The organism is Ureaplasma miroungigenitalium, assembly GCF_025780085.1.
Taxonomy (GTDB): Bacteria; Bacillota_I; Bacilli_A; order Mycoplasmatales; family Mycoplasmoidaceae; genus Ureaplasma; species Ureaplasma miroungigenitalium.
This window is the reverse complement of the sequence record NZ_JAOXHL010000001.1, coordinates 379,253-396,200: the sequence shown is the minus strand read 5'-3', so window position 1 is coordinate 396,200 and position 16,948 is coordinate 379,253. Positions and strand designations below refer to the sequence as shown.

Sequence of the window (16,948 nt, the reverse complement as noted above, 5' to 3'; positions counted from 1 at the left end):
TAAAAGGAGAATTATGAAAAAAGGTATTTTAATTACAACCGCAGTTTTGGCAGCTGTTGCAGCGGTTACAACAACAACGTCTTTTGTTGTCTTGAACAGTAAAGCAAAAAACTACGCTAAAGTGTTAGATGTTACTCAAGTTAACAAACCGTTAACTTTAACATCATTAAAGAATACAAACGCAACATTGCATGAATTAATTTTGGGCACAAAAAAAATTAATAACGGTAATTATATTTTATATATTGGTACGCAAGCAAACTTACAACACACAAACTTCATTTATGATAATGATACTAACAAGATTGGCCATGTTGAATCATTAAAAAACAATCCTCATTTAGCATTTGATGGAGCATTAGCAAAAGTTTTAAATAATCTTGAAAAATACAGTGATGAATATAAAAATCCACCACAAATTGTTTGTCTAATTGATGTTATTAACGAAGAAGTTTTTAAACAACAAGAAACTTATTTAAAAGAATATAACAAATACGCCCAATCATCAATTATTAGTGAAAAAGGTTGAGCCAATACAGCAAGCTCTTCTTATGTTTTTGATCCTCAAGCATCATACACAGACATCAACAATCAAAAAGTTTTTTATCGAACTGACAACCAAGCTAAGTTGATGCGTGAAACAATGGACTACTTAAAAAATTTTATAGGTGCTGAAAAACTTGTTGACCTAAACGCACCTACAGCTCCAGGGATTATTTTATTCTACAAAGAAAACGAAAAAATACCATTCATTTATAATTTTTCAAAACCACAACAAAACCAACAAAACGCACAACAACCAAACAATTATCCAGATGGTGGGATGCCATGGAATTCAAGCAACGAGGCTTTTGGTGGACAATTCAATGCTGCTGTTGGAGCTATTTATCGCAAGGAAGCATAAAATAATTTAAATAAATCTAAGAAACCAATTAACAAAAGTTAATTGGTTTTTGTTTTATAATAACTCTTGTAAGCACTCTTTTTATAGAGTAATAAAGAGGTAGTCATGAAAAATAAAGCACTTGTTTATTTAGGCAATAACAAAATCGAACTTCAAGAAATGCCAATGCCTGAAATCAAAAAACCAACTGATGTAATTGTGAAGATGTTAAAAACATCAATCTGTGGAACAGATTTAGGCATTCTTAATAATAAAAATCCGGAAGTACAAATACCGCGGATACTAGGGCACGAAGGAGTGGGAGTTATTTATGCTATTGGAACAGAAGTAAAAAACTTTAAAGTGAACGACAAAGTAATTATTTCGTGCATTAGTAAATGTCGAAAATGTAGTATGTGTACTAAACAATTATATGCACATTGTCAAGAAGATGATGGGGGATGAAAATTAGGTTATATGATAGATGGAACACAAGCTCAATTTGTACGTATTCCTTTTGCTGATCACAGTTTACATTTAATCAATGAAGAAATAGACTTGAACCTAGCAGTGATGTTATCTGATGCCTTGCCAACTGGACACGAAATTGGCGTGTTATATGGAGAAGTTAAAAAAGGTGATGATGTAATTATCATTGGTGCCGGACCGATTGGACTAAGTGCATTAATTACAGCACAACAATATAAACCAAGAACAATCATCGTTTTAGATTTAGATGTTAACCGTTTAGCAACGGCAAAAAAGATGGGTGCTACACATACCTTCCTTGTTGACGACCAACTAATAGAAGAACTACATGCGTCGCTTAAGTTTGCAGATGCTGATGTTGTGATTGAAGCTGTGGGCATACAACCTACCTGATTATTAGCTGAAAAATTAGTTAGAGTAGGGGGCCATCTAGCTGTAGTAGGTGTCCATGGAAAATCGGTTGAATTTCATTTACAGGATTTATGAATTAAAAATATCAAAGTCAGCACTGGTTTAGTTAATACTAATACGACAGATCAACTATACAATAAACTGCCCGAAATGCAAAAACAAGTTAATCAATTAATTACTCATCAATTTGATTTCGAACAAATTTGTCAAGCATATGAAGCTTTTAAAAACGCTAAAGACTCAAAAGCAATAAAAATTATTATTAATTTTTAAAAAACAACTAATGATTATTCATTAGTTGTTTTCTTCGTTACGCAAAATAAGAATTTGTTGATTTAACGTTTCAATTGTTGTTTGGATTTTTTTAATTCGGTTTTTCAAATCATTTATTTCGTTTTGCAAAACAAGCATTTGCTTTTTAAAATTAAATAAAGTTGTTGTTTCTGTTTCTTTAGAGACTAAAATGGCTAATTGTTTTTCTTTGGCATGAAGAATTTTTTCAAACTCTTTTAAAGACATTTTTTTAGCTAAAACTAAAAAAGAAAGTTTTTGTAATTCTGTGTCAAAACTATAAGATACGTGATGAGACATACAATACCTCCGTAATCATCATACCTTTATTAAACACAAAAACAGCAAAAATGTCTTTGTTTAAGCACCTTTTATTTGTTCAAATATTGACTAATATAGGCTAACAAGACGCCCGTGGCAACAGATACATTTAAGGATTGCACGTGTCCATTCATAGGGATATAAACTTGTTGATCAGCGTTTTTGATAACTAAAGGCGAGATGCCTTTATTTTCATTACCAACAATAATTACGGATTTATTAGCATAATCTACCTGATTATATGCTTGAGCTTGTTCGTTTAATGCACTAGCGTAAACTCAATAACCATTCTCTTGTAACAATTTAATACTTTGAGACAAATTAGCGACACAAATTAAGTTTAAATAATTAACAGCACCCATACTTGTTTTAATAACTAGTTCGTTAATACTTGCTTGATTATTTTTTTTATAAATAACCGCTTGCGCTCCAAAACAGTCGGCACTTCTTAAAATAGCACCAAAATTGTGCGGATCTTGAACCTCATCAAGCATTAAGATTAAACTCTTTGAATCCTTATGGCTAGCTAAGAATTCGTTCAAGCTGATATTTTTAATAACTTGCTCTGTTTCAAAAGCTAGAAATTGGTGGTTTAATTGTTTGCCAAAACGATTAAATCATCCGCGATTAACAATTTCATATGCAATATTGTTTGTTGTTAGCACATCAATAATTTTTTGGTCATATGAACCCATATATACCTTACGAATGCTCACCTTGGCATTAATGGCATCATACAAGGCTTTTTTATTAAAATTTAACATTGTCTATAATAACCCCAGACCGATTAATTGTGTTCTTAATTCATCGGCTTCTTCATATTTTTGGTGTTTAACACAAGCATGTCATTTTCTTAATAGTGCAATATTATCTGGTGTATGTACATTAGTAAATTCGATACCTAAAATATCTAAACAGTAAATAAGTTGTTGATAAATATCGCTAATTTGTAATAAATCTTTAGTTTTTAACGATAAATTGGCATTTTTTAACAAATCAAAAACCACTTTAATCATATTAGCAAAATTTAAATCATTCTCCATATGTTCATCGAAAGCAAGATAAACATTTTTTTCTAAATGTGCATATTCACATTCGCTAAGAACAAAGAAATTGATTAAACGAATTAATGTTTGTTTGATTTTTAAAACATCATTTTCACATTGTTTGAGAATTTCGTGTGAGAAATTTAAAGGTTGTGAATATTTTGTTTGATAAAAGAATCAACGTATAGCTTGGTATGAATATTGTTCTAAAAGATCTTTCATTAGAATGAAGTTGTTTAATGACTTAGACATTTTTTGGTTATCAATATTAATTAAGCCAAAATGCATTCAAATGCGGGCTAAGTTTTGGCTATACATAGCATTATTTTGAGCATTTTCATTTTCGTGGTGAGGGAATTTTAAATCCATTCCGCCACCATGAATGCTAATCTGTTTACCTAAATATTTATTAATTAAGCAAACACACTCAGTGTGTCACCCCGGTCGTCCGATACCAAAAGGCGTGTTTCATACTAAACCTTTATCAGTTTTCTTTCACAAAATAAAATCATTAGGATTGCGTTTTTCCTTAACGCTAACAATCCGTTTGCCGTGGATATTTTCTTCCACTTTGATTTTTGATAATTTACCATAATTGCTTACACAACTTGTGTCAAAATAAATATCATCACCGACAACATAAGCTTTATCTTGTTGTAATAAAGTTTCGATATAAGTAATGATATCATCCATATGATCAGACACTTTAGGATTGGTCATTGGTAATGTGTTTAATTGTTTTTTAATTTGTAAATACGCTTGGAAATATTCTTCTGAAACTTCTAATTCCTTACGGTTATTAGCCAGAGCATAATTAATAATTTTGTCATCAATATCAGTAATGTTTAACACGTATTTAACACTTTTTTTCTTCGCTAAAAGAAAACGGTACAAAACATCCATACTTACTAATGGTCGCGCGTTACCAATATGAATGTGGTTATATACTGTTGGGCCACAATTATAAATGCTGATTTCGTTTTCGTCAAAGTCAACAAGTGTATTAGTATAGGAATCGAATAACTTCATATGATCACCTTTTTATAGTCTATCTTTATAATTATAGACAAAAAAATGTTCCCTCTAATAGGAAACATTTTAATTAACTATTTTTTATCTTCTGGTTCGTTAACTTTCGCTTCGGTAACGTCTTCGTCTTTTGCTTTACCTTGCGATTGACCTGCTTGTTGAGCAAATTGCATTGCTTGGTTAATTAATGTTTTCATTTCATTAACCTTCTTTTCAAGGTTTTCAAAATCTTCAGCGTCTTTATATTTCTTTAGACTTGCAATTTCTTCTTCAAATTTAGCTTTTTGATCAGCTGGGAATTTTTCGTCTTTAGTAATTGTTTCTAATTGGTTAATTAAAGCGTCAGCTTCGTTGATTAATTCTTTTTCTTTTTTAATCTTCGCGTCTTTTTCTTTGTTATCTTCAGCTTCTTTAACCATTCTTTGGATTTCTTCTTCACTTAAACCTTGAGCATCTTTAATTGTTGTCATTGTTTCTTTTTGTGTTTTTAAATCCTTCGCAGTAACTGTAATAATTCCGTTTGCGTCAATACTGAATTTAATTTCAATTTGAGGAGTTCCACGTGGAGCTGGATCAATACCTGAAAGTTCGAATTGACCTAAGAATTTATTATCAGCAGCCATTGGACGTTCACCTTGGAAAACACGAACATCAACAGATGGTTGGTTATCAGCAGCAGTTGAGAAAACTTGTGATTTAGAAACAGGGATTTTTGTGTTTCTTGGAATTAATGGAGTTGCTACCCCACCCATTGTTTCAATTGATAGAGTAAGTGGTGTTACGTCTAGTAATAAAATATCATCAATATCACCAGCTAAAACCCCACCTTGAATACTTGCTCCAATAGCAACAACTTCATCTGGGTTTAATGAACGGTTTGGTTCTTTATTTGTTAATTCAGCAACTAATTTTTGTACTGCTGGAATTCTTGTTGAACCACCAACAAGTAAAACTTGATCAATTTCGTTTAAACCGATTTTTGATTCTTTAATAGCATCTAAAACTGGTTTTTTTAGGCGTTCAATTAAATGAGCTGTTAATTTATCAAAAGTTGCACGGTTTAATTCACGTTCAAAGTTTACTGGGTTTTGGTTTTCATCCATTGCAATGAAAGGTAATGAAATTAATGTTGAATTAACACCAGACAATTCAATTTTAGCTTTTTCAGCCGCATCTTTTAAACGTTGTTTTGCCATTGTGTTATTAGTTAAATCAATGTTGTGGTCTTCGATGATTGATTTTAATAATCAGTTAATTACGACGTCATCAAAATCATCCCCACCTAGTTCGTTATCACCAGATGTTGATAAAACTTCGAATGTTCCATCAGCCATATCTAGAATAGAAACGTCAAATGTCCCCCCACCTAAGTCGAAAACAAGAACCTTTTGTTCTTTATCTAATTTTTCGATACCATAAGCAAGAGCTGCTGCGGTTGGTTCGTTAATGATCCGCGCAACTTCAAGACCAGCAATTACACCGGCATTTTTTGTTGCTTGACGTTGTGCGTCGTTGAAGTATGCTGGCACTGTAATCACTGCTTTTTTAACAGTTGTTCCTAATTTCTTTTCAGCATATTCTTTAATATAAGATAAAATTTTCGCAGAAATTTCTTCTGGTGTATATTCTTTATCAACAATTTTAATTTTTTTATCAGTACCCATAAATCTCTTTACTGATGAGATTGTGTTTGGGTTAGTAATTTGTTGACGCTTTGCAGCGTCCCCAATAATAACTTCACCTTTTTTAAATGAAACGACAGAAGGAACTGTTCGCTTTCCTTCGGGTGTTTCGATAACTGATGGGGTGTTATCACGGTAGACTGCCACACATGAATTGGTTGTACCTAAATCAATTCCTAAAATTATTTCTTTAGCCATAATTTGTATTCTCCTTTGATTAAACTATACTAAATTATAACACAATTTTAGCAGATAGCAACCTCGAGTGCTAAAAAAATAAAAAAATTTTCGAATTGCTTTGCGCGTAATATAATAATGTATGTAGAATCTTAATAATACTAAAAACGGTTTGTTATTTTCTACTAACTGTGTTCTTTTAATCTTTATATCAGTGGCTATAGTATAAATATTAAAAGACAGGTTAAAATATAAAAAACGCCTTTAATAGGCGTTTTTTTCTTTCTTAATTTGCTTCGGCTTCAGTTTTTTCTTTACTTGCTTCTACTGGATTAATGTAGTTTCTATTTTTAATTTTTTTCACAAAAATATCGTTGTTAATTAAATTAACATCAATTAATGGATTTTTCTTTCTTCATAATCAAACAATTGATTTAACTTCTTTAACTAGTTCTTGACGAATATTATCTAGTGATTCGTTTTTAGCTAGTAATGCATTTGTTTTTTCTTTAATTGTATTAGTTAACTTATTAACTAAATTAACTGATTCTTTAGCAAAGAAGCATCCACGTGTACTAATTGTTGGGCTAGTTGTGACTTTGTTTTTGTTAATGCAAACAACTAAATTAACAATACCATCACTAGATAAAATATTTCGTTGTGTTAAAAGTTCATTAAAGTGTGATGAAACGTCAGCACCGTTAATATAGTTGGGTGTAGCATCTAAAAATTCGTTAGTGGCAGATAAAACACCGTTTAGCAACATTAAACGCTCACCGTTAGTTGCTACAATAACTTTATCAGGATCAAATCCTAAATCCACAGCGTTTTGTTTAATACCCTTTAACATCTTATGTTCACCGTGGATCGGGAAAAGATAATCAGGATTTACCGCTTGGATCATCAATTGTTGTTCACTTCTTGTCGCATGACCCGAGGAGTGAATTTTTTTATCTCCAGAGTTTTCACAAACAGTTACACCTAAACGGTAAAGTTTATTAATCATCTTTTCAACTTGCATATAATTTCCTGGAATTGGGTTAGATGAAAGGATAATAGTATCTGTAGGTTTTAATGTAATGCGCGAATGTTCTCCATTAGCCATTACATTTAAAGCTGCGTGTTCTTCCCCTTGCGAACCAGTTAAGATGACACAAATTTCTTCATCCTTATAATTATCGATTTCTTTAATTGAAACAAAAGAACGATCGTCAATATTTAAATAATTTAAACGACGAGAAGTTTTAACGTTGGCTTCCATTGATTTTCCAGCGATAACAATTTTACGTTTCATTGAAACGGCAATCGCAATAATTTGTTCTACCCGTCCTAAGTTCGAAGCAAAGGTAGAAATGAAAACACGATGCTTAGCCTTTTTAATATAATCATGAATATTTTGGATAATGTATAATTCAGATTCAGAAAAACCTGGAATTTCAGCAGATGTTGATTCAGACATTAATACAGCTACACCACGTTGAGCAACTTCGGCAATTTTGTGTAAATTTGTTTGGTCCCCTGCGGTTGCAAAGTCAAAACGATAGTCACCTGTTTCTACGACAATTCCGTTTGGCGTATCAATAACAATCCCGAATGAGTCAGGAATTGAGTGGCAAACTCTAAAGTAATCTACCTTAAAATGTTTTGAAGTAAAACGGTCGTCATCTAAAAAAGAAACAATTTGAGGGGGTTTAATATCCTTGTTTTCTTGCAACCGACGTTCGATTAATTTAACCGCTAAAGGCGGTGCATAAATTTTTTTAATGTTAACACGACGTAGTAAGTGAGGAATACCCCCGATATGATCTTCGTGTCCATGAGTAATCACTAATGAGTGAATTTTATGAGCGTTCTTTACTAAGTAGTCATAATTTGCAACAAGACCATCGAAACCGGGCATTTTAGCATTTGCAAACTTAATACCGCAATCGATAATTAAAATTTCATCATCGTGCTCAATAATATATGTATTTTTTCCAACTTCATCTAAACCACCTAATGCAAAAAGATAAGTGGGAGTTTGTTTAGTTTGATTCATTAATTTCTCCTATATTTATAAAACACCATTTTCGCAAATGGCTATGAATATATTTATTAGTTTTTATAACAAAATGGGATTACCATAATTTATGATTTGTATATATTATAATTTTATATGAAAAACACTGGGAAGTGTGCTTTAAATTAAAATTAAGGAAAAATATCATGAAACATCCATATCTTTTTAGTGATTTAGACCAAACGCTATTGCAGAAAAATAAAAAAATTAGCGAATTTAATTACCAGATGATTAAAGAATATTACAAGGCAGGAGGTACTCTGATTTTTGTAACCGGCCGGTCGCTAGAACGAACAATTGTTATCGCTGAACAAATTTATGAAAATACAGGTTGTATAGTTCCTTATTTTATTTGTTTTGGTGGCGCTCTGATTTATGATAACTTAAATAAGAAGACTCTTTTTTCATCACAAATCGATTCAACACTTGCCCAAGAAGTTTTTGATTACGTTTTAGAAAGAAAATTTGGTTTGTGACCATATAATAATTTATTTTCCAACGACCAGATAATTCAATTCAAAAACGTTCCATATTGACGGTGAATTCGTTTATGACACAAAGAATATCGCTTTGATATCAACCCCGTTAAATTTGATAATACCGGGATTTTTAAAATTAATGTTCTATCACCTAGTATTTTTAGGAAAATCCCCACACGCTTCCACGAACAAATGTCACAACATTTTAATGATAAATTACAAATCATCTTCACTAATCCATGGATTATTGAAATAACAAATCGAAACATCAACAAAGGCTATGCGATTGAATGACTAGCTAATTATATGGAAATTGATTTAAGTGGTTCAGCTTCCATTGGTGATAGTATGAATGATTTGGCAATGTTTTTAAAAACGGACTTACGCGCTGCAGCCAAGGTGCGTAATAAAAAGATTCTAGAATATGTAGACTTAATCATGTCTAAGAAAAATAATAAAAAAAGTGTTGGAAAGTTTATCCGACACTTGTTAAAGGAGTAATCATATGGAAAAATCATTATGAACAAAAAAAGATGATAAATATATTTGTAATAACTGTTTTTACCAAGTTCGCCTTTCTAAAGACAATTATGAAGATCTAATGTTTGAACACGAAAAACACTGTTCAGACATGGATGATGCTTGTTTAGATATTAATGCTTAGTAACTAAGAATAACTCTTCTTTGTTTTTGATTTTTGTTGTTTGATGCTTTGTTTGTCAATCCTTGTATAGCGTTGCAACGGTTTGGTCATCAGCAGCAACTAATTGACGAATGAAGTTGTAAATTTCTTTTTGGTTAGCATCAAAATAATCATTTTCAAAACCAAGATTAATGAAACCGTAAGCACGTAAATGCATAATAAATGTATATCCTACGACATCATTTTTCTTAGTGTAAAAAATTTCTTTTAAATAATCAGGGTTTTTAACATAGATATCTCTAAAATCGTAATTGCTAAAAACTACTCAACTATTGATGTGCATATGCACAGCTCAAAAATCAACAAAGCTAACATAATCTACAAAACGTTCGAGAACTTCACACAACAAGGCGTGAAGTTTTTTAATGTAATTTGTTTCATAAAACAATCACGGTGTATTTGTTGACTTTAGATCGAAATGCTCAAACTCTTTAATATGCGTAGCTGGGGATTGCTGATCGAAGATATTTGGTTTTTCTTCTGTTGTAGGAATGTAAACATGTAGGTATAATTGTTCAAATTGAAAAGTTAGGACATTATCAAATAAGTCCACTTTTTGTTTGTTGTATTTTAGTTTTAGATATTCGAGAATATGTTTAGTATTTGTTTTCGTATCTAAGATAATTGGTAAACTACTGATGTATTTACCTTTATCTTGTTCTGGATAACTTAAATTAATGTAGATTTTTTGACTCATATAGAACGTTTCCTTTTTTATCTCTCTGTATAAAAGTATAATATGTTATTAGGTAATCTTTTCATTTTAGGAGCTTTTATGTATATTAAAATTATTTCAGTCGGCAAGATTAAAACAGAATATTGAACAAAAGCTATTAAGGACTACGTTAGTCGCACTAGTGTTTTTTGCAAGATTCAAGAAGAAATCATTAATGATTTAAAAGAACCAAATAATTTAACTGATGCACTAATTAAACAAATAAAAAAAAGTGAATCAGAAGCAATTTTAAAAAAGATTAAGCCAGAAGAATTTGTGATTTGCTTAGCGATTGAAGGCAAAAGTTTTGATAGCGTGCAATTAGCTGAGCTAATCAAGAATAACCAGAATATATCAAAACCAATTGTTTTTGTCATCGGAGGGTCACATGGCCTAGATGAAATAATTTATAATCGCGCCAATGTTTTATTATCGATATCAAAAATGACCTTTGCTCACAATTTAGCAAAAGTCATTTTGGTTGAGCAGATATATCGTGCATTTAATATTTTGCATAATACAAAATATCATAAATAAAACTATTCAAAATTTTCTTCAATAATTGAACAACCATTTGGTTCGAAACGAACTAAAACGATGGTTTTATTGATTTCAGGATTAATATTTTGAATATCAAACTCGTATAAATTAAGAACTTTAACGTCGTCAAAGTCGTTTTTTATCGTGATCTTATCTTCGTTGATCGAGATAATTTCGTAAATTTTATCATTCCGCTTCTGCGGGTGTATAGTAATCATGCAACTCACTCCTATTGATTGGATAATTCTTGATTAATAGTTTCTGACAGTGACATGGCAAAATCACCCAATGTCATGCGGTAAGAATTATTTGATTTTAAAATCCCTTTAGCATCTAACGCTTTTAATGAAGCAACATTCACAAGTTCTGGTTTTCTTAAGATTAACTTTAATGAATTTAGTGTAGCTGTGGAAGACTCAATGTTTTCTAATCCACCAACAGCTTGGTAAAACTGATTCATGTGAAAAGGAATTTTTTTACTCACAGTTAGCTCTGTATTAGTTTGCAAAGATTTTTGTTTTGCTTTCTTTTTCAATACAAAGTAAGCAATTCCAAAAGTAAAAATAATTAGTAAAACAATTTTTCAATTTTTCATTTTATTTTTTAATCCTTAATAAACGCCTTGCGCAAGGCTGTGATATATGAAATTAACCGATGTTCATTAAAAATCAATAGATTCGTAGGGATTAATTTCGATAAAATATGTTTAATTTTACTACTTATTTCGACTTTTTGCCCATCATTTATGATTTCAAAAGGTTCCTCGTGGTTTAAATTTTGAAATTCTAACATATGATCAAGGTGCAAAATTAAGGGGTTTTGTAAGGATATATTATGCTTAACATTTCATGGCAAAACCTTTGAATATTGATAAACATTTTGGTTTTCAATAATAATAGCACCATTGTTAGATTTGTTGGTTGCTGATGAACCGATTTGAGTACTAACAATGATTCCAGAGCCCTTGAAATACTCTAAATGGTTTTTATTAATACTAACATCTAAGCGCATGATTTTTGGTGTTCATAACATTAATTCGTTAATGCTATGAACCCTAACTTCTTCATTAACGATAGTTTCTAGTACGTTAATAGGTTGAAAAAAATTGACATTAACAATATCCTCAATCACAATGTCTTCTATTTTTTCATAACTAGCATTAAAACCTAGACTGCCAAAATTAATCATAATTACCCGCAGCGGTTTTGTTGAAGATATATATGGTTTTAATTGGTTTATAAAAGTTCCATCCCCACCTAAAACAAACAAGTACGACAAATCATCTTGTTGGTATTTAAATTGGTATGATGGATTGCTATTTAAGCGTTGATGAAGTTCATTATGAATAACGCGATCGTCACATTTTTTTGAACACAAAATAGTGTAATTAAAAATCATTTTTTTATTCATCTCGTAAAAAGATTTCAATCTCCTCGTTGTCGTAACCGACCATTAATCTTAATGGTTTATTAAATTTGTCGTATTGAAAGACAATAGGGCGTTTTAAAAGTTCCGAATCACGTGACAGTAATTCAAGAACTTCGTTTGTATGCATCTCAAATAACTTATTTTTACTAATATTCAATCTTAAAAAGGCTTGTGTTTTAAAACTGAAAATCTCTTCGTATCCGCCAAACGTTAATTCCAAAATGTCCTTAATTAGTTGAATAGGGACTGGATCTTTGCCAAGCAAAATACGATTGAAGGGGATTTGATGAGTTCTAAAAAAACTAATGACGCGTTTACATGAACGCGAGTTTAAGGAATATAAAACAAATATCATATTATTAATTGCCTTTTATTATAATATATATAAACTGATAATTACGAAATAAAGGAACGATATTATGAAAAAAAGACTGCTTTCTGGGATTCAACCCACAAATAATCTAACATTAGGTAATTTTTTAGGTGCGATTTGTAATTTTGTTAATTTACAAAACGAGTTCGAAGTCTTTTTATTTGTAGCTGATTTGCATTCATTAACGACCCAAGAACCACTGCCTAAAAATTTTGGGGACGTTAAACGTAGTATTATTGCCACATATTTAGCAGCGGGTATTGATATGCAAAAAGCTACTTTGTTTTTTCAATCGAGCGTTAACAGTATACCTTTATTATCACATATCTTGCTGTGTATGTCTAATCTTGGGGAACTTGAACGGATGACTCAATTTAAAGATAAATCTCAAAAGGTTAAAAAGCAAGAAAACAACACCATCTCTATTCCAACTGGTTTATTAACATATCCATTACTTATGGCTGCTGATATTTTAGCATTTAACGCAGATTTAATTCCGGTTGGAGCAGACCAAAAACAACATATGGAACTAGCTCAAAGTTTGGCTGAACGTTTTAACAAGAGATATAAAGTCAAACACTTTCATTATCCACAAACATATATTAATCAAACAACAGCAAAAATTATGGATTTACAGGATCCAAGTAAAAAAATGTCTAAGTCTTCAGAAAATCCTAAAGGAACTCTTTTCTTATCTGATGATAAAAATACAATTATTAAAAAAATTCGTGCTGCTGTTACTGACTCACTGAATCAAGTGAAATATGACCCCGAAGAACAACCCGGTGTTTCCAATTTAATCGTTATTTATCACGCTTTGACTAATAAACCAATTTCTGAAATCGAAAAAATGTATGACGGAAGTAATTACGGTATTTTTAAAAATGATTTAGCAGAAATAGTAGCTAATTTTATTGAAGATTTGCAAACGAAAATCAACTATTGATTAAATTCTGAAGAGCTAGACGTAATCATTGAAAAAAGTAATGAAAAAGCTAGTGAAACTGCTGAAAAAATTGTAAACGAAACAATGAAATTAATGTACTTGAAATAAGATATTTCGATATCTTTTTTTCTTGTGTTCCGATTAGCTTTTTATGTGCTATTATTAAGGAATAGAAGGAGGAATCAAAATGAATGATAACCGATATTTAATTGCTTGTGATTTAGATGGTACTTTATTGCAGAATGACCAGACATTGTCTGAACGTACAATTAAAGATGTTAAGAAAATAATTGATGCTGGACACATTTTTTGTATTATTACAGGTCGTCCATATCGTGGGGCCATCCACATTTACAATCAATTAGGTTTAAAAACTTTAATGGCCAACTATAATGGTTCTTATATTTCTAATCCTTCAGATCCTGATTTCGATCCCATTAACATGAAATTTAACGCTCAAATTGTGTCGACAATATTAAATGACCCTTTTATTAATAAAAATATAACAAATGCGGTTATTGAATCTGACGACCACGCGTTAATTTTTAACGATACTGAAGATGAACAATTTTTAGAATCATTTAAACACTTCTTCCACATTCCATTTGAAACACAAGGCAAAGTATTATTTTCTTTAGATAATTGCAGTCGTGATGTTAACTCATTATTACTATATGTTAAAGACAAAAATATTTTTGATTCAATTGTTTATCATGTGAAGAAGATTGCACCAACATTAGCTGTTCGTAGTTGATCATTACCACAATGAGAGAATTTTGAAGTAATTGAAATTAACTCCGCATTTGCTGATAAGGCAATGGCAATGCGTTATTTATCTTCTTATTATGGCATCCCTTTAGACCGTTGCATTGCTTTTGGTGATGGTGAGAATGACTTAACGATGCTAAATCAAGCTGGTTACGGATTTGCTATGAAGAATGGTACAAGAGCAGCAAAACTATTGGCACGGCACATTACAAAACACACTAACACGGAAGATGGTGTTGTTTGAGAAATAAATTATTTCTTAAGTCAATTGAACAAATAAAAAAACAAAAAAAGGAGTAAGACAAATGCTTATTCCTTTTTTATTTGTTTTTAGAAAACTGATGATAATACAAACCACTGAAGATTAGTGGTTTAATTATTAGGAAGTGTAGGAAAAATGGGGGTAAGCCAAACGGCTTACCCTTTTTTCATCACTTTAAAAATTCTAAGGAGATTTAAAAATGCAAAATTCAAGACATTTAATTCAAGGTTGGGCCATCGATGATTGAACATCGGATAATGTGAGCGGATGAGTCGATGAACAACGTTGTTCAAAAAAAACCTAAAAACAATTTACCGACATTTTCTGACGATGAGTTAGAAGAAGGAACTAAGAAAAATAAAAAATCTGGTAGTTCTAAACATTTGATCCTTCGTGGAATAAAAGGGAACGGTTTCGTACAACTACCAGACTTTGTTTATAACGTATTAGTTGCGAGCAAAAATGCTGCAGTTGTTCCTTTGGTTATACAGTTATATAAACGTCAAACACTCTCATCAAAGAATCGTAATTTTTGGGAGAATGATGATGAATGTTTCTTTATTTATAAACAAACCGATTTGGCTGACGATTTAGGTGTGGATGAAAGAACAATAAGAGCGGGTTATAAAGTGTTAAAAGAACTGCAAATAATCGATGTTGTCCCTCAAGGCTTAGGTCGGCCAGCAAAACTGTATTTTAATTCTAGTGAAACAGTCTATGAAGCAATCGCGAATAATAAGGAATTGATGAATATCATAAAAGCACACGAAGCTAAGGACACGAATGATTTTATGAATCATTTATACAACGAGGTCTTTAATCAACAATATTAAAGGACTGATTACAATAAAAGATTCAAAACTATCAATCTAAAACATTGGTGATTAAATTCATCCAATCGTCTAAAACACGAATAGAAATTCCTATCAAGACAGGAAGAAAAGTTCCGGTAAGACAGGAAGAAAAGTTCCGGTAAGACAGGAAGAAAAGTTCCGGTCCTATATAAAACAGATTGATTATAAACAGATTGATTATAAACAGATTGATTATAAATATATAAGTCTAAGTCTAAGTAGTTAAGTTATGAACTATGGTTTGAGAAGATATTAAACTAAAACAAAATATCAATCGAATTTAGAAAAGTACAAAAATTGATTATTCGTAAAATGAAAAGTCAATTATTCAAAAATATAAAAATAAACGTTTTAACAAACGAAACATAAGTTAATCAACAAATTACTCTAACGTTTTAAAAAAAGCTCTTAAACGAGGTATTAGAGTGTTTTACGAAGGAGTTAGTTTAATGCGAGTATTTAGTAAATTGAATTTTATAACACCTAAAGGTCAATATAAGACCGGTAAGGGAAATATAAGAACTTTAGAAAATTGGGTTCATAATGGCAACATGTTGAATTATTTATTACGAGTATCTGCATCAGTAGTTATGCCAAATGATTTTTTATATGGCAAACAAGAAGTGTTTGCCATGGATGTAAACGAAAAAATAAAAATGGTGCAATTTGTTTTGTTTCGTGTAAAATAGTTATGATGAAACAAAAAAGGTGTTGTATAATATACCCCCAAGTTTCCTACGGTTCCAATTATTAAAATTGAACAGGAGAATAAAATTTCCGGTGGAATAATATAATTGAATAATTTAATTTCTTATTATTTGGTTGATTTTTTTAAAAAACAAGTAAGAATTTTACTTACTTGTTTTTATAAATTGTTATTAGAATTGTCTCATGTATTTGTTGGACTATTCAAAACTTCTTCTTTACGTTTTTTTGCTTTTTTATATAAATTAATACTTGAGATAGCAACTAATCAATCAAGGAAAATAATAGGCAAGAAAGTACCAATTAGACATAATAATGACAAGATATCTCGATCAAGCTTACGCAGTCTTCCTCATAAGACAAACATTTTAATTTTCACAATCAGATATATTAGAGCACTGAGAGCAAAGAAAGCTACAGATAATCATGATAAACCTGGGAACATAAAGCTAACAATTCCCAAAGTTCCTATCAGTGCAGCGGGGTTTCGCTCTGCATTTTGCAGAAATTCAATTACGTGGTGATAATTGATAGCCGCTTTAATATCGTGCGGGTAAGGATAAGTCGGAGCCTTGTAAATGAGTACTTCGTAAAATGCTTGGAATGTTGAAAAACTATACTTTAAATCGCCGGCATGATTTGAATCAGGGTTACCTGAATTAACATATTTTAGTGCTCCATAAAGCGTCGAAAAAGCAAGGGCTAAAAATATTAAAATAAAAATTCATGAAACAATAATGCTAACACCTGTACGCTTAATTTTTTTCATAGATACCTCTCCTCTCGT

The 16,948-nt window shown here is 31.0% G+C and carries 20 protein-coding genes; 9 read left to right on the top strand and 11 right to left on the bottom strand.

The features are described from left to right. The first annotated feature begins 13 nt into the window (after positions 1-13). Entirely contained in the window at positions 14-904 is an 891-nt protein-coding gene (locus tag OF376_RS01760) for a DUF6856 family protein (protein ID WP_263821805.1), read from the top strand. Positions 905-1,009: 105 nt separating this feature from the next. Next, positions 1,010-2,056, top strand: coding sequence for an alcohol dehydrogenase catalytic domain-containing protein (locus tag OF376_RS01755; protein WP_263821804.1), 1,047 nt, complete (start codon positions 1,010-1,012; stop codon positions 2,054-2,056). Positions 2,057-2,077: 21 nt separating this feature from the next. Here the strand turns inward: OF376_RS01755 and OF376_RS01750 are convergent, their stop codons facing one another. The 5 genes from OF376_RS01750 to OF376_RS01730 all read right to left on the bottom strand — a co-directional run bounded on the left by OF376_RS01750 (position 2,078) and on the right by OF376_RS01730 (position 8,367). Next, the gene (locus OF376_RS01750) at positions 2,078-2,374 is read right to left on the bottom strand and encodes a hypothetical protein (protein WP_263821803.1); all 297 of its coding nucleotides are present in this window, start codon (positions 2,372-2,374) and stop codon (positions 2,078-2,080) included. A 71-nt stretch (positions 2,375-2,445) separates the two neighbouring features. Beyond that, entirely contained in the window at positions 2,446-3,159 is a 714-nt protein-coding gene (gene rlmB, locus OF376_RS01745; protein ID WP_263821802.1) for a 23S rRNA (guanosine(2251)-2'-O)-methyltransferase RlmB, read from the bottom strand. Positions 3,160-3,162: 3 nt separating this feature from the next. Beyond that, positions 3,163-4,470 (bottom strand): cysteine--tRNA ligase, encoded by a 1,308-nt coding sequence (gene cysS, locus OF376_RS01740; RefSeq protein ID WP_263821801.1) that lies wholly within the window; start codon positions 4,468-4,470, stop codon positions 3,163-3,165. A 77-nt stretch (positions 4,471-4,547) separates the two neighbouring features. Then, positions 4,548-6,350, bottom strand: coding sequence for a molecular chaperone DnaK (dnaK, locus tag OF376_RS01735; RefSeq protein ID WP_263821800.1), 1,803 nt, complete (start codon positions 6,348-6,350; stop codon positions 4,548-4,550). 265 nt (positions 6,351-6,615) lie between these two features. Next, the gene (locus OF376_RS01730) at positions 6,616-8,367 is read right to left on the bottom strand and encodes a ribonuclease J (RefSeq protein ID WP_263821799.1); all 1,752 of its coding nucleotides are present in this window, start codon (positions 8,365-8,367) and stop codon (positions 6,616-6,618) included. A 167-nt stretch (positions 8,368-8,534) separates the two neighbouring features. On the opposite strand from OF376_RS01730, the gene OF376_RS01725 reads away from it, so the two are divergent. Further along, positions 8,535-9,368, top strand: coding sequence for an HAD family hydrolase (locus tag OF376_RS01725; RefSeq protein ID WP_263821798.1), 834 nt, complete (start codon positions 8,535-8,537; stop codon positions 9,366-9,368). Between the two features lie 4 nt (positions 9,369-9,372). Then, positions 9,373-9,531 carry a hypothetical protein gene (locus OF376_RS01720; RefSeq protein ID WP_263821797.1) on the top strand — a complete coding sequence of 53 codons (159 nt, stop codon included), beginning with the start codon at positions 9,373-9,375 and terminating at the stop codon, positions 9,529-9,531. Here OF376_RS01720 and OF376_RS01715 read toward each other — a convergent pair. Further along, positions 9,521-10,267, bottom strand: a complete 747-nt coding sequence (locus OF376_RS01715) for a hypothetical protein (protein ID WP_263821796.1) — start codon at positions 10,265-10,267, stop codon at positions 9,521-9,523. The genes OF376_RS01720 and OF376_RS01715 overlap by 11 nt on opposite strands. A gap of 78 nt (positions 10,268-10,345) precedes the next feature. Between OF376_RS01715 and OF376_RS01710 the strand changes: the two genes are divergently transcribed. After that, positions 10,346-10,822, top strand: coding sequence for a 23S rRNA (pseudouridine(1915)-N(3))-methyltransferase RlmH (locus tag OF376_RS01710; protein WP_263821795.1), 477 nt, complete (start codon positions 10,346-10,348; stop codon positions 10,820-10,822). A 2-nt stretch (positions 10,823-10,824) separates the two neighbouring features. Here OF376_RS01710 and OF376_RS01705 read toward each other — a convergent pair whose 3' ends face one another. The 4 genes from OF376_RS01705 to OF376_RS01690 are packed head-to-tail and all read right to left on the bottom strand — an operon-like array spanning position 10,825 to position 12,608. Then, entirely contained in the window at positions 10,825-11,043 is a 219-nt protein-coding gene (locus OF376_RS01705; protein WP_263817612.1) for a hypothetical protein, read from the bottom strand. 11 nt (positions 11,044-11,054) lie between these two features. Next, positions 11,055-11,420, bottom strand: coding sequence for a PTS sugar transporter subunit IIB (locus OF376_RS01700; RefSeq protein WP_263821794.1), 366 nt, complete (start codon positions 11,418-11,420; stop codon positions 11,055-11,057). Positions 11,421-11,428: 8 nt separating this feature from the next. Then, a complete protein-coding gene (locus OF376_RS01695; RefSeq protein ID WP_263821793.1) occupies positions 11,429-12,223 on the bottom strand; it encodes a diacylglycerol kinase catalytic domain-containing protein in 795 nt (264 codons plus the stop codon). A gap of 4 nt (positions 12,224-12,227) precedes the next feature. Then, a complete protein-coding gene (locus OF376_RS01690) occupies positions 12,228-12,608 on the bottom strand; it encodes a Spx/MgsR family RNA polymerase-binding regulatory protein (RefSeq protein WP_263821792.1) in 381 nt (126 codons plus the stop codon). A 64-nt stretch (positions 12,609-12,672) separates the two neighbouring features. On the opposite strand from OF376_RS01690, the gene trpS reads away from it, so the two are divergent. The 4 genes from trpS to OF376_RS01670 all read left to right on the top strand — a co-directional run bounded on the left by trpS (position 12,673) and on the right by OF376_RS01670 (position 16,145). Beyond that, the gene (gene trpS, locus OF376_RS01685) at positions 12,673-13,680 is read left to right on the top strand and encodes a tryptophan--tRNA ligase (RefSeq protein WP_263821791.1); all 1,008 of its coding nucleotides are present in this window, start codon (positions 12,673-12,675) and stop codon (positions 13,678-13,680) included. Positions 13,681-13,759: 79 nt separating this feature from the next. Continuing rightward, positions 13,760-14,620 carry an HAD family hydrolase gene (locus tag OF376_RS01680; RefSeq protein ID WP_263821790.1) on the top strand — a complete coding sequence of 287 codons (861 nt, stop codon included), beginning with the start codon at positions 13,760-13,762 and terminating at the stop codon, positions 14,618-14,620. 257 nt (positions 14,621-14,877) lie between these two features. Continuing rightward, a complete protein-coding gene (locus OF376_RS01675; RefSeq protein WP_263821789.1) occupies positions 14,878-15,435 on the top strand; it encodes a hypothetical protein in 558 nt (185 codons plus the stop codon). A 470-nt stretch (positions 15,436-15,905) separates the two neighbouring features. After that, positions 15,906-16,145, top strand: coding sequence for a hypothetical protein (locus tag OF376_RS01670; protein ID WP_263821788.1), 240 nt, complete (start codon positions 15,906-15,908; stop codon positions 16,143-16,145). A 176-nt stretch (positions 16,146-16,321) separates the two neighbouring features. On the opposite strand, the gene OF376_RS01665 is transcribed toward OF376_RS01670, so the two are convergent. Further along, positions 16,322-16,930: a hypothetical protein gene (locus OF376_RS01665; protein WP_263821787.1), complete on the bottom strand. Its 609-nt coding sequence runs from the start codon at positions 16,928-16,930 to the stop codon at positions 16,322-16,324. Between the last annotated feature and the right edge of the window lie 18 nt (positions 16,931-16,948).